The sequence below is a fragment of the Dokdonella aquatica genome (assembly GCF_051987395.1).
Classification (GTDB): Bacteria; Pseudomonadota; Gammaproteobacteria; order Xanthomonadales; family Rhodanobacteraceae; genus Dokdonella.
In genome coordinates this window covers 1,773,561-1,786,572 of the sequence record NZ_CP197094.1, presented here as the reverse complement: position 1 = coordinate 1,786,572, position 13,012 = coordinate 1,773,561, and the positions used below count along the sequence as shown (strand labels likewise).

The following is a 13,012-nucleotide window of genomic DNA, read 5'->3' as shown; positions in this document are numbered from 1 at the left end:
TGACTCTAGTACATAGCCGGTGGTCGACCAACGCCGTGGCGTCTCACGGCCTGAGACCGCCCGCATGCCACGATCGGTCCCCGCCCCGCCCGACGCCACGCCGATGTCCGCGCCCCACCCCGTCCTCGAGGCCTTCCATCCCGCCGTGTCGGCATGGTTCGCGCGCACGTTCGATGCGCCGACGCCGGCACAGGTCGAGGCCTGGCCCGCGATCGGCGCGGGACGCCACGCGCTGATCGCCGCGCCCACCGGCTCGGGCAAGACGCTCGCCGCGTTCCTCGCCACGATCGACGGCCTCGTGCGCGAAGGCCTCGGCTTCGGCCTCGACGCACGCACGCGCGTCGTCTACGTGTCGCCGCTGAAAGCCTTGTCCAACGACATCGCGATCAACCTCGAAGGGCCGCTGGCCGGCATCCGCGGCGAGCTCGAGCGACGCGGCCACCTCAACATCGACATCCGCGCCGGTGTGCGCACCGGCGACACGCCCCAGATCGAACGCCAGCGCATGCTGCGCGATCCGCCGCACATCCTCGTGACCACGCCCGAGTCGCTGTACGTGCTGCTCGGTTCGGAATCGGGCCGGCTCATGCTCGGTGACGTGCGCACGGTGATCGTCGACGAGATCCATGCGGTTGCCGACGACAAGCGCGGCTGCCACCTCGCGCTGTCGCTCGAGCGCCTCGAGGCGCTGTGCCAGCGCCGCCTCGTGCGCATCGGCCTGTCCGCGACGCAGAAGCCGATCGAGGAGGTCGCCCGCTTCCTCGTCGGTGCGAGCCACGTCGACCGCGACGGCCGTCCCGACTGCACGATCGTCGACAGCGGCCACGTGCGCGAGCGCGACCTCGCCCTCGAGATGCCGCCCGTGCCGCTCGAGGCGGTGATGTCGAACGAGGCCTGGGAGGCCGTCTACGACCGCCTCGCCCAGCTCGCGCAGACGCATCGCACGACCCTCGTGTTCGCGAACACGCGGCGTGCCACCGAGCGCGTCACGCGCCACCTCGGCGAGCGCCTCGGCAAGGAGCACGTCGCCGCCCACCACGGCTCGCTGGCCAAGGAACTGCGCCTCGACGCCGAGCAGCGCCTCAAGCGCGGCGAGCTCAAGCTGCTCGTCGCGACCGCCTCGCTCGAACTTGGCATCGACATCGGCGATGTCGACCTCGTCTGCCAGCTCGGTTCGCCGCGTGCGATCGCGGCGTTCCTGCAGCGCGTCGGCCGCTCCGGCCATGCGGTCGGCGCGACGCCGAAAGGACGCCTGTTCCCGACCTCGCGCGACGACCTCGTCGAATGCGCCGCCCTGTTCGACTGCATCCGCCGCGGCGAACTCGACCTGCTCGAGATCCCGCCCGCACCGATCGACGTGCTGGCCCAGCAGATCGTCGCCGAGGTCGCCTGCGGCGAGTGGGACGAGGGTGCGCTGTACGACTGGCTGCGCCGGGCCTGGCCGTACCGCGATCTCGCGCGTGCCGATTTCGACGCGGTCGTGCGCATGCTCGCCGAAGGCTTCACGACACGCCGCGGCGCACGTGCGGGCTACCTGCACCGCGACGCCGTGCACGGCCGCGTGCGCGGCCGCCGCAATGCGCGCCTCACCGCGCTGACCGCCGGCGGCACGATCCCCGACACGGCCGACTACACCGTCGTGCTCGAGCCCGAGGCGACCACGGTCGGCAGCGTGCACGAGGACTTCGCGATCGAGAGCATGGCCGGCGACGTCTTCCAGCTCGGCAACACCTCGTACCGCATCCTGCGCATCGAACGCGGCCGGCTGCGCGTCGAGGACGCACAAGGCCTGCCGCCGAGCATCCCGTTCTGGGTCGCCGAGGCGCCGGGGCGCAGCGACGCGCTGTCGGCCGGCGTGTCGCGCGTGCGCGAGTCGGTCGAAAGCCTGCTCACGACAGTCGCCGACGGCGCTCCGCTGGCCGCGGCGATCGCGTGGTGCGTCGACGAGGTCGGCCTCGGCGAAGTCGCCGCGCGCGCGCTCGTCGAGTATCTCGCGCGAGCGCGTCACGCACTCGGCATGCTGCCGACCCAGCGCCAGCTCGCGATGGAGCGCTTCTTCGACGAGTCCGGCGGCACCCAGCTCGTCATCCATTCGCCGTTCGGCAGCCGCATCAACAAGGCCTGGGGCCTCGCGCTGCGCAAGCGCTTCTGCCGCACGTTCAACTTCGAGCTGCAGGCCGCGGCCACCGAGGACGCGATCATCCTGTCGCTGTCGACCAGCCACAGCTTCCCGCTCATCGAGGTGTCGCGCTACCTGCATTCGGCGACCGCGCACGACATCCTCGTGCAGGCGCTGCTCGACGCGCCGCTGTTCGGCGTGCGCTGGCGCTGGGCCGCCACCACCGCACTCGCGCTGCCGCGCTTCACGGGCGGCCAGAAGACCGCGCCGCAGCTGCAGCGCATGAAGTCCGAGGACCTGCTCGCGACCGTGTTCCCGGATCAGGTCGCCTGCCTCGAGAATATCGTCGGCGAACGCCAGGTGCCCGATCACCCGCTGGTCGCGCAGACGCTGCGCGACTGCCTCGGCGAGGCGATGGACGCCGAGGGCTGGCTCGACGTGCTGCGCGGCCTCGAATCGGGTGCGATCGGCATCGTCGCGCGCGACCTGCCCGAGCCTTCACCGCTCGCCGCCGAGATCCTCACCGCGCGGCCTTACGCGTTCCTCGACGACGCGCCGCTCGAGGAGCGCCGCACGCAGGCCGTGCAGATGCGCCGCTGGAGCGATCCCGAATCGGCCGACGACATCGGTGCGCTCGACGCCGACGCGATCGCCACGGTGCGCGACGAGGCCTGGCCGGGCCCGCGCGACGCCGACGAGATGCACGAGGTGCTCATGGGCCTCGGCGCGGTCACGAGCGGCGAGGCCGGCGCGAATGCGGGCTGGGCCGCGTGGCTCGCCCAGCTCGCGCGCGACGCACGCGCAGCCTGTGTGCAGGCCGTCGGCGCCACGCACGGCCTGTGGTGCGCGGCCGAACGCCTGCCGCAGTTACTTGGTGTGCACGCGAATGCCACGCGCGAGCCCGCGATCGACGCACCGGCCGAGTTCGCCGCGATCGCGTGGACGCGCGAGGACGCGCTGGTCGACCTCGTGCGCGGCCGCCTCGGCGCACTCGGACCGGTGACCACCGAAGCGCTCGCCGCCTCGCTCGCGGTCGGCACGAGCGATATCGCCCTCGCGCTGACCGTGCTCGAGTCGGAAGGCTACGCGATGCGCGGTCGCTTCACGCCCGGCTTCGCCGGCGAGGAGTGGTGCGAGCGCCACCTGCTCGCACGCATCCACCGCTACACGCTCAAGCGCCTGCGCCGCGAGATCGAGCCGGTCGAGCCGCGCGACTTCCAGCGCTTCCTGTTCGACTGGCAGCGCGTGTCGCCGTCGGCGCGTGCGCGCGGACCCGATGCGCTGCTCGCCGTGCTCGGCCAGCTCGAAGGCTACGAAGCGGCGGCCGGCGCCTGGGAATCCGACCTGCTGCCCGCGCGCGTCGCCGACTACACGATCACCTGGCTAGACGACCTCTGCCGCAGCGGCCGCGCCGTATGGACGCGCATCGCCAACACCGCTGCCGCCACGCGCGAGCGCGCGACCGGACCCGTGCGCGCGACGCCCGTGCTCGTGCTGCCACGCCGGACGCTGCGTCTGTGGACTTCGCTCGCGCCGGCTGGCGCGCTCGACGGCGTGCAGGCCTCGTCACGTGCGCAGGCCGTGCTCGACCATCTCGCCGCGCACGGCGCATCGTTCTTCGACGAGGTCGCGCACGCGACGCGCCTGCTGCAGGTCGAACTCGAGGAAGCCTTCGGCGAGCTCGTCGCACGCGGCCTCGTGCACGCCGACAGTTTCGCCGGCCTGCGCGCGCTGCTCGTGCCGGCCTCGAAGCGCGGCTCCACGCGCGCACGCGCGCCACGCCGACCGAACCTGCTCGGCATTGCCGATGCGGGTCGCTGGGCGCTGATCCACGCGCCACGCACCGACGTGCCGGCGTCGACGCCCGCGCGCGGTGCACCGGCCTGCGATGCCGACACGCTCGAGCACATCGTGCGCACGCTGCTGCGCCGCTACGGCGTCATCGCGTGGCGCCTGCTCGCACGCGAACCCGACTGGCTGCCACCGTGGCGCGAACTCGTGCGCACCTGCCGCCAGCTCGAGGCACGCGGCGAGCTCCGCGGCGGCCGCTTCGTGGCGGCGCTGTCGGGCGAACAGTTCGCCTTGCCCGAAGCGATCCCGTTGCTGCGCAAGGCGCGCTCGCGGCCCCGCGACGGCGAGCTCGTCGCGATCGCCGCGACCGACCCGCTCAACCTCGTCGGCATCCTCACGCCGGGCACGCGCATCGCCGCGATGGTCGGCTCGCGCATCGTCTACGCCGACGGCGTGCCGGTCGCGGCCCTCGTCGGCGGCAAGCTGCAGGCGATCGTCGGCGAAGGCGTCGACGCGGGCGAACGCGTGGTCGCGCCGGAGTGGGAAGCCGCACTCACGCAGCGCGCGACATCGCGACCGGCCGCGACGGTGCCGGCTCCGGCCTGAGGCCGGGCTTACGGGTCACCCGGATCGAACGGCGACGAGCCGGGACGGAAGACCGCTCCTTCGCCTCCACAAGGGCGGCATGCGTGATGCCGACGTCATCCCGGCGCCAACACACTGCTGTCCGGGGACAATCCGCACCTTGCATCGCGCCGTCAGCGGATCTGTCGCATGGTGCTTCCTGGCGCGTTCGGTATCGCGCAACCGAACAGGCTCGACGCGCCCTCCCGCAGTGGCGTTGGGCTTGAGCCCCTCGCCCTCCGGGAGAGGGGTTGGGGAGAGGGTGCGGGATCGAGACTACGTCGGAGCATCGTCGCGATCCCGGACCCTCATCCGGCCCTTCGGGCCACCCCGTATCGGGGTACGGGGCAGGCTCTTCTCCCGGAGAGAAGGGAAAGAACGCGCCGCGCGCGTCTGCCACGAGAGCGAGTCGGCATCCCGGCATTCATCGCCTGAAGCCTGGCGCGGCAATGCTCTCCTGCCTTCGATCGAACTTTCCCCGGACAACAGTGGGCGCCGACACACGCACGGCGAGCATCCAGCGCCGGCGCGGAAGCGCGGCGCCACCAGAAGCGCGGTGCTCAGGCGTTGCCGTCGAGCGCCGCGTCGCCGGTCAGCACGACGTCGGCCGGGCGCTGCGCGAACAGGCCGACCGTGACGACGCCGACGATCTGGTTGATGTCGCGCTCGAGCGCGACCGGATCGGTGATGTGCAGGCCGTGCACGTCGAGGATCCAGTTGCCGTTGTCGGTGACGACGCCGTCGCGCCAGACCGGCTTGCCGCCGCGGTCGACCAGCGCGCGCGCGACATGGCTGCGTGCCATCGGGATCACCTCGACCGGCAGCGGGAAGCGCCCGAGCACGTCGACGCGCTTGCTCGGATCGATGATGCAGACGAACTGCTTGGACGCCGCGGCGATGATCTTCTCGCGCGTGAGCGCGGCACCGCCGCCCTTGATGAGGCGACGCTGCGGATCGCATTCGTCCGCGCCGTCGACGTAGAGCGCGAGCTCGCCGGTCGCGTTGAGCTCGAACACGGGAATGCCGCGCTCCTTGAGCAGACGCGTGGACTGCTCGGAGCTCGACACGGCGCCTTCGATGTCGTGGCGGCGCTCGGCGAGTGCATCGATGAAGTGCGCGACGGTCGAGCCGGTGCCGACGCCGACGGTCATGCCGTTCTCGACGTAGCGCATCGCGGCGCGCGCGGCGCGGCGCTTGCCTTCTTCCTGCGGGGTCATGCGGGGCTCCGGGTCATTCGAGGGCGAGGATGAAGTCCCACTGCGCGCGCGTCACCGGCAGCACCGACAGGCGGTTGCCGCGGCGGATCAGCGCGAAGTCGCCGAGCTCGTCGGCCTGCGCCTTGAGTTCGTCGAGCGTGATCGTGCGCGCGAGCTTGCGCTTGAAGCGCACGTCGACGAGCAGCCAGCGCGGCTCTTCCGGACGGCTCGCGGGATCGTGGTAGTCGCTGCGCGGATCGAACTGGGTCGGGTCCGGATGCGCGAGGCTCGCGACCTCGGCGAGGCCGACCACGCCGGGCTCGGGGCAGTTGGAGTGGTAGAACAGGATGCCGTCGCCGACGCGCATGCCGTCGCGCATGAAGTTGCGCGCCTGGTAGTTGCGCACGCCGCTCCACGGCTCGACCTTCACCTTGGCGAGCGCGTCGATCGAGAACTCCTCGGGCTCGGACTTCATGAGCCAGTAGCGCTTGGTCATCGCGGTGTTCCCGTGCTGGTGCAGCATGCCTGCGCGCAGGCGCGCAGGAGCAGGCCGCGCGACATGCTCACGCGGCGCCCGCGCGGCAGTCGATGAGTTCGTTCTCGGTGGCGACGTAGTCGAGCGCGACGTCCCACGGCGAGGCCTCGAGCGCGTCGAGCTCCTGCGCGGCATAGCCGACGCCGACGTAGACCGGCTGCGCGACCTCGGTGCGCTCGCGCAGGAACGCGAAGCTCGTGTCGTAATAGCCTCCGCCGTAGCCGAGACGATGGCCACGACGGTCGAAACCGAGCAGCGGCACGAGCACGACGTCGAGCGCGGACGGCTCGACGAGGTCACCCTCGGCGCTTGCGGGCTCGGGAATGCCGTAACGGTTGGGCTCGAACGCGATGCCGGGATGCCACGGCGCGAAGCGCAGCAGGCGTGGTCCGGCCAGGCGCGGCAGGTAATACCGCTGGCCGCGCCGCTGCAGGCTCGCCACGACGCTGTGCAGCGGCAGCTCGCCGTCGATCGCCCAGTAGCCGGCGATGCGCGGGTCGGTCAGGAACTCGGGAAGCTGTTCGAGCGATGCCGCCACGCCCGTGGCGGCCGCGATGCGCTCGGCGGCCCCGAGGGCCTGGCGCTTCGCGCGGAGCTCGGCACGCAGGAGTCGCCGCTCGTCTTCGACTGTCATGCGCGCCGCAACTTGGGAAAGAAGTGGCGTCCTCCGCCGTGCCGATGCACACCTAACGACCTTGAACCAATGGGTTCAGGTGGGAGGGCTCTGCAAGACCATCAGGCTTTCCGCTCGAGGCGGACATGCACACCGGCCGTCACATGGCCATCCCGGGTCGTCTACAGGTACAAGGCAATATGTTGGGATGCGCTGTCGCACACCGCCGAGGACACCGGGGCCTATTGTAGTGACGCGGGCAAACCGGCATCAAGCTTCGACTTGAGTGTCTGCAGGTGGCGTTCAAGATGCGCGTCGCGGTCTGCGCCGGCGCGGCGCTCGCCGAGCAGCTCGTGGGCGATGTTGAGGCCGGCCAGCACGGCGATGCGCTCGAGGCCGCCACCGCGGTGCGCCTCGCGCAGTTCGCGCAGCTTGCCGTCGAGGTAATTCGCGGCCGCGACGAGGCCGGCGCGCTCCTCGGGAGCGCAGGCGATCAGGTACTCGCGGTCGAGGATGCGGACGGCGACGGGTTCGCTCATGCCTGGTTCTGCTCCAGCGACTTGAGCCGCGCGATCATCGCCTCGACGCGCGTGCGTGCCTGCTCGTTGCGCGCGAGCAGCGTGGCGCGCTCGCTGGCGAGCTGCTCCTGGCTCTGCCGCAGGCTGCGATTCTCGTCCGTGAGGCGGCGGCAGAGCTCGACCAGGCGATCGACCTGGCCGCCGATTTCCGCGACTGCGGACAGCGTGGAATCATGCTCCGACATGGCGTCCACTATACACCGGAAACCGACCAGTCCATGGGGTCGCCGAGGCTGCTGCGACGCCGCTTGGAACGGTCGCGCAGGAACGCGAAACAGGCCTCGGCGGGGATCGGCCGGGACAGCCAGTGGCCCTGCACCTCGTCGCAACCCTGCTCGCGCAGATACTCGACCTGCTCGGCGATCTCGACACCCTCGGCGACCACGTTCAGGCCGAGCGAGTGGGCCATCGTGATGACCGTCGCGGTGATCGCCTCGTCATCCGGATCGGTGGTGATGTCGCCGACGAATTCCTTGTCGATCTTGAGCGTGTCGATCGGCAGCCGCTTGAGGTAGCTCAACGACGAGTAGCCCGTGCCGAAGTCGTCGATCGACAGCGTCACGCCGACCGCCTTGAGCTGGCGCAGCGTCGTGATCGACTGCTCGGCGTTGGCCATGATCACGCTCTCGGTGAGCTCGAGTTCGAGCTGGTTCGGCGCCATGTCGTTGTCGGCGAGGATGTCGCACAGGCGCTGGGTGAGGTCGCCGCGCTGCAGCTGCAGCACCGAGAGGTTCACCGAGACCGAGATGTCGCGCAGGCCGGCGCGGTTCCAGGCCGACAGCTGGCGGCAGGCCTGCTCGAGCACCCAGTCGCCGATCTCGACGATGAGGCCGGTCTCCTCGGCGATCGGCACGAACGTCGACGGCGGCACGCTGCCGAGTTCCTCGCTGTTCCAGCGCAGCAGCGTCTCGACGCCGGTGATGCGGTCGTCGAGCAGCGACAGCTTGGGCTGGTAGACGAGGCTGAACTCGTTGCGCTCGAGCGCCTTGCGCAGCGCGCCGACCAGCGTCGCGCGCAGGCGCGCGGCGGCATCCATCGACTCGGTGTAGACCTTGTAGGTCTTCCGGCCGTGCTCCTTGGCCTGGTACATCGCGGTGTCGGCGAACTTGAGCAGGTCGGTCGGCGTCTGCGCGTGGTCGGGGTAGAGGCTGATGCCGATCGATGGCGAGATGACGACCTCCTGGCCGTCGTCGAGCTCGAGCGGCGCCTCGAACGCGGTGATGATCTTCTGCGCGACGCGCTCGGCCTCGATCGCGTCGGTGAGTTCCTCGAGCACGATGTTGAACTCGTCGCCGCCGATGCGCGCGACCGTGTCGCCGTCGCGCACGTGGTCGCGCAGGCGGCTGCCGGCCGCCTTGAGCATGCGGTCGCCGGCGGCATGGCCCATCGAATCGTTGACGTGCTTGAAGCGGTCGAGATCGAGGAACAGCACCGCGACCTTGCGCGCGCCACGACGCGCGCGCACGACCGCGTGACCGAGGCGTTCGAACAGCAGCGTGCGGTTCGGCAAGCCCGTGAGGGTGTCGTAATTGGCGAGGTAGCGCAGTTCCTGCTCGTTGCGCTTGCGCTCGGTGATGTCGGTGATGACCTGCACGTAGTGCATGCGCTGGCCCTGCGCATCACGCACCTCGCTGCTCTGCAGCCAGGACAGGAACTCCTCGCCGTCCTTGCGGCGCTGCCACAGCTCGCCGCGCCAGTGGCCGTCGCGCGCCAGCGCGTCGCGCAGCGACTGGTAGTGCTCGGGCGAGTGCTGCGCGCAGTTGAGCAGCGACGCCGAGCGGCCGCGCAGCTCGTGCTCCTGCCAGCCGGTCATGCGCGTGAACGCGGGGTTGATCGAGATGAAGCGGAAGTCGAGGTCGGTGACCGATACCGCCTCGCTCATGCTGCCGATGACCTGCTGGGCGATGCGCCGGTCGCGCTCGGCCTCGCGCGTCGCGGTGACGTTGCGCGCGGTGCCGCAGATGCGCAGGGGGCGTCCGGCCTCGTTGCGCTCGACGATCTTGCCGCGTGCGAGCACCCAGATCCATTCGCCGTCCCGCACGCGCACGCGCTGCTCGGATTCGAACAGCGAGGCCTTGCCGGTGATGTGGTCGTCGAGGCGTTGCGCGATCGCGCGCTGGTCGTCGGGGTGCACGTGGCCACGCACCCACTCGTAGACCGACGCGGCATCCTCGCGCTGGTTGCCGCGCCGGTCGGCACCGAGGCGCACGAGGACGCCCGAATCCATGTCGAGGTCCCAGAACTCGTCCGACGATCCCCACAGCGCGAGGCGAAGGCGGTCCTCGCGCTCCTGGATCTCGCGGTGGTGGCGGCGTTCCTCGAGCCGCTTGCGCCGCACCGACTGCCACGCGAACAGCACGGCGAGCACGCCGAACAGCACGTAGGCCACCTGCATCGGCAGGCTGTTCCACCATTCGGGGCGTATGCGCAACGCGAGCGAGGCGGAATCGTTGCTCCAGTAGCCGTCGTGGTTGCTGGCCTGCACCTGGAACACGTAGTTGCCGGCGTCGAGGTTCGTGTAGGTCGCGTCGCTGCGCGCGCCGGCCTCGACCCAGTGCTCGTCGAAGCCCTCGAGGCGATAACGGAACCGGTTGCGCTCGGGCGCCGTGAAGTCGAGCGCGGCGAACTCGAAGCGCACGACGCGATCGGCCTGCTGCATGGTCAGGTCGGGACCGGGCCGGTCCTGCGACTCGCCCGCGTTGCCGATGCGCACGCCGGTGATGACGATCGGCGGCACGTAGCGGCTCGCGACGACGGCGCCGGGCATGACGATGTTGAGCCCGGCGAGGCCGCCGAACGCGAACTCCCCGTTCGACAGCCCGAGCGACGAGCCGCCGTTGAACTCGAGGCCTTGCAGCCCGTCCTTGAGCGAGAACGTGTGGAAGGTGTCGTTGGCGGCGTCGAACGCGACGACGCCGCGATTCGTGCTGAACCACAGGCGGCCCATCGGATCCTCGAGGATCGCGTACACCGTCGGGTCGGGCAGGCCTTCGCGCACGCCGTAGCGCGTGAAGCGCGGCGGCGCGCCGTCGAGCTTCGCGAGGTGGTTGAGGCCGCTGTGCGTGCCGATCCAGAAGCTGCCGTCGGCCGCTTCGTGGATGTCGCGGACGAGGTTGCCCGACAACGAATGCGGATCGGCCGCGTCGTGCTCGATCGTGCGCACGACGCCGCTCGCGGGATCGATGACGTTGAGGCCGTCGAGCGTGCCGACCCAGAGTCGACCTGCCCTGTCCTCGTGCAGCGCGATGACATGGTCGTGCGTGAGGCTTCCCGCATCGCCATCCGCATGCCGCCACGAGCGCGTGATGCCGGTGCGCGGGTCGTGGCGTGCCACGCCTTCCGCGTTGGATCCGTACCAGACGGCGCCGTCCCGCGCGACGATGAGCGTCCGGTAGCCGCGGTCGCGCGACTCGCCGGCGCGCCCCAGCGTCGACGCGAGCGGGACCACCGATGCCGTACCCGGCTCGAAGCGGCCGACACCGAGATTGGTGGCGAACCAGATCACACCGCCGGCGTCGCGCGCGAGCGCTTCCACGTGCAGTCGCGTCGGCGGCTTGAGGCCGAACGCCGCGGCGATGAGCGCCGTGTGGTCCTCGAAACGGCCGCTGCGTCGATCGTAGTGGCGCAGGCCGCCGCCGTCGGTGCCGAGCCACAGCGCATCGGGTCCGTCCTCGAGGATGGAGCGGATGCTGTTGGCCCCCGACTCGAAGCTCGCCGCGCGGTTGTCGACGATGTAGCGGAACGTCGCGCCGTCCGGATCGACCTTGGCCAGGCCGGTGGTCTCGCCGCCGATCCACAGCAGCCCCGAGCGATCGACGAAAAGCCGCGAGATCGTGGGCTCCTGCAGGCCGCCCGGAAGCTCGCGGTTGGGATGGATCCAGCGCACGCCCTCGCGGCCCGGCTCGTGGATCGCGAGGCCTTCGCCGCGCACCGACATCCAGACGCGGCCGACCATGTCCTCGGCGAGCGAGGTGACCTTGCCATGGCCCTGCCCCGACCACAGCACCTCAGCCTCGCCGCTGACCTGGTCGACGCGGTACAGCGCACCGGGACCCGCCGCGTAGATGACGCGATCGCGCCCCTCCATGACGCTCGTGAGGTCGCCGAGCTTCCCGGCGGCGACCCGTTCGACCGACGAGGCACCGCGCTGCGCGCGCAGCAGGCCTTGCGCGGTCGCGGCCCAGAGGGTGCCGTCGGAGGCCATCACGAGACTGCGCACGGGATTCGGCGCCGCGCCCTCGGCCGGGGACAGCGTGACGCGCGTGCGCGTGGCCGGGGCGAGGCGTTCCAGACCGTGCCGCGAGCCGATCCACACGTCGCCCTGCGCATCGACCGCGAGCGCGGTCACCGAATCGCGGAGACCGCGCAAAGGTGCGTCGTCGCCGAGCATGAACGCGTCGAAGCGGCCGGTCGCGGTATCGAAGCGCGACACGCCGCTGACATTGGTGCCGACCCACAGGTGGCCGTCGGCAGCGTCGGCCAACGCCATGAGCACGCCTTCCGGCAGGCTCGCGGAATCGTCGCCGTCGTGGGCATAGAGCCTGAACCGGTAGCCGTCGAAGCGGTGCAGCCCGCCCTGCGTGCCGACCCAGAGGAAACCGGCGGCATCCTGATGGATCACGTTGACGGAACTCTGCAGCAGACCGTGGTCGGCACCGATCGCGTCGAAATAGAACGCGCGCTCGACGGCGGCGGCGGGCATGACCGCCGCGAGCCATGCGCAGGCGACGATCAGCGCACGCAACAGGCCGAGCCGCGCCCATGCGTGCGGACCGGTCCAGCGTTGGAGCTTGCTGCGTGTGCGCATCCGGATACCGCCTGACCAGACTCCATCGTCCCGCAGCGGTCGTGTCGCGGCTTGCGCCCCGGGCACGCGTCGACGTTCCTTCCCCCGCTTCGTCGTCGCAGTGTAGGCAATCGGCTGCGCGCGTGCACGTCGCCTCCTGCGCGACGCGCTAGAATCCGCGCATCGACCTGCGGACGTGATGCGTGACCGATTCATCCCCTCTCGACCACGACGACCTCGGCCACACCCTGGCCCGCCTCAAGGCCGGCCTCGGCGCCAGCGAGGTGCACGGCTCGCTGGTAGGCTTCCTGAGCGGCGGTGGCCGTGCCGATCCACGCCGCTGGCCCGAAGCGCTCGCGATCGACCTCGACGACGACGGCGACGCGCGCATGGCCGCGTTGTATCCCGCCTGCCTGGCCCAGCTCGAGGATCAGGAGCTCGGCTTCGAGCCTCTGCTGCCGCGCGACGACGCGCCGCTGCCCGATCGTGCCGATGCGCTCGTTGCCTGGTGCCGTGGTTTCCTCGGCGGCATCGGTCTGGCCGGTGCCGGACATCCGGGCACGTGCTCGGCCGATGCGACCGAGATCCTGCGCGACGTCGCGACGATCGCGGGCTCGTCGTTCGATCTCGAGGACGAAGACGAGGACGAGGCCGCGCTGACCGAGGTACTCGAATTCGTGCGCGTCGGCGTACTGCTGCTGTACGGCGAGTTCAACGGCATGCCGCGCGCGGGCGCCGGCGCGCCGCCCAGCCGACGCCTGCACTGAGCG

Annotated in this window: 8 protein-coding genes and 1 other RNA gene; 2 read left to right on the top strand and 7 right to left on the bottom strand. The window is 70.9% G+C overall.

Translation table 11 applies throughout. From position 1 onward, the window contains the following. Nucleotides 1-103 precede the first annotated feature (103 nt). A complete protein-coding gene (locus tag ACQQ2N_RS07985; protein ID WP_440225179.1) occupies nt 104-4,516 on the top strand; it encodes a DEAD/DEAH box helicase in 4,413 nt (1,470 codons plus the stop codon). Between the two features lie 578 nt (nt 4,517-5,094). On the opposite strand, the gene rpiA is transcribed toward ACQQ2N_RS07985, so the two are convergent. The 7 genes from rpiA to ACQQ2N_RS07950 all read right to left on the bottom strand — a co-directional run bounded on the left by rpiA (nt 5,095) and on the right by ACQQ2N_RS07950 (nt 12,263). After that, nucleotides 5,095-5,751 (bottom strand): ribose-5-phosphate isomerase RpiA, encoded by a 657-nt coding sequence (gene rpiA, locus ACQQ2N_RS07980; protein ID WP_440225178.1) that lies wholly within the window; start codon nt 5,749-5,751, stop codon nt 5,095-5,097. 13 nt (nt 5,752-5,764) lie between these two features. Further along, on the bottom strand, nt 5,765-6,226 hold the full coding sequence (locus ACQQ2N_RS07975) for an EVE domain-containing protein (RefSeq protein WP_440225177.1): 462 nt from the start codon (nt 6,224-6,226) through the stop codon (nt 5,765-5,767). Between the two features lie 67 nt (nt 6,227-6,293). After that, nucleotides 6,294-6,899: a 5-formyltetrahydrofolate cyclo-ligase gene (locus ACQQ2N_RS07970; RefSeq protein ID WP_440225176.1), complete on the bottom strand. Its 606-nt coding sequence runs from the start codon at nt 6,897-6,899 to the stop codon at nt 6,294-6,296. 26 nt (nt 6,900-6,925) lie between these two features. Next, a non-coding RNA gene (ssrS, locus tag ACQQ2N_RS07965) (6S RNA) lies at nt 6,926-7,113 on the bottom strand. Between the two features lie 7 nt (nt 7,114-7,120). Beyond that, nucleotides 7,121-7,417 carry a cell division protein ZapA gene (locus tag ACQQ2N_RS07960; RefSeq protein ID WP_440225175.1) on the bottom strand — a complete coding sequence of 99 codons (297 nt, stop codon included), beginning with the start codon at nt 7,415-7,417 and terminating at the stop codon, nt 7,121-7,123. Then, complete coding sequence (locus ACQQ2N_RS07955) at nt 7,414-7,641, bottom strand: TIGR02449 family protein (protein ID WP_440225174.1); 228 nt, start codon at nt 7,639-7,641, stop codon at nt 7,414-7,416. The genes ACQQ2N_RS07960 and ACQQ2N_RS07955 overlap by 4 nt, the downstream gene beginning before the upstream one ends. An 8-nt stretch (nt 7,642-7,649) precedes the next feature. After that, complete coding sequence (locus ACQQ2N_RS07950; RefSeq protein WP_440225173.1) at nt 7,650-12,263, bottom strand: EAL domain-containing protein; 4,614 nt, start codon at nt 12,261-12,263, stop codon at nt 7,650-7,652. 182 nt (nt 12,264-12,445) lie between these two features. Here ACQQ2N_RS07950 and ACQQ2N_RS07945 point away from each other — a divergent pair, with 182 nt between their 5' ends. Next, a complete protein-coding gene (locus ACQQ2N_RS07945) occupies nt 12,446-13,009 on the top strand; it encodes a UPF0149 family protein (RefSeq protein ID WP_440225172.1) in 564 nt (187 codons plus the stop codon). Nucleotides 13,010-13,012 lie beyond the last annotated feature (3 nt).

Coding starts and splice junctions, on each gene's coding strand:
- ACQQ2N_RS07950 (WP_440225173.1), bottom strand. CDS start 12,263: ATGCGCACACGCAGCAAGCTCCAACGCTGGACCGGTCCGCACGCATGG.
- ACQQ2N_RS07960 (WP_440225175.1), bottom strand. CDS start 7,417: ATGAGCGAACCCGTCGCCGTCCGCATCCTCGACCGCGAGTACCTGATC.
- ACQQ2N_RS07985 (WP_440225179.1), top strand. CDS start 104: ATGTCCGCGCCCCACCCCGTCCTCGAGGCCTTCCATCCCGCCGTGTCG.
- ACQQ2N_RS07970 (WP_440225176.1), bottom strand. CDS start 6,899: ATGACAGTCGAAGACGAGCGGCGACTCCTGCGTGCCGAGCTCCGCGCG.
- ACQQ2N_RS07955 (WP_440225174.1), bottom strand. CDS start 7,641: ATGTCGGAGCATGATTCCACGCTGTCCGCAGTCGCGGAAATCGGCGGC.
- rpiA (WP_440225178.1), bottom strand. CDS start 5,751: ATGACCCCGCAGGAAGAAGGCAAGCGCCGCGCCGCGCGCGCCGCGATG.
- ACQQ2N_RS07975 (WP_440225177.1), bottom strand. CDS start 6,226: ATGACCAAGCGCTACTGGCTCATGAAGTCCGAGCCCGAGGAGTTCTCG.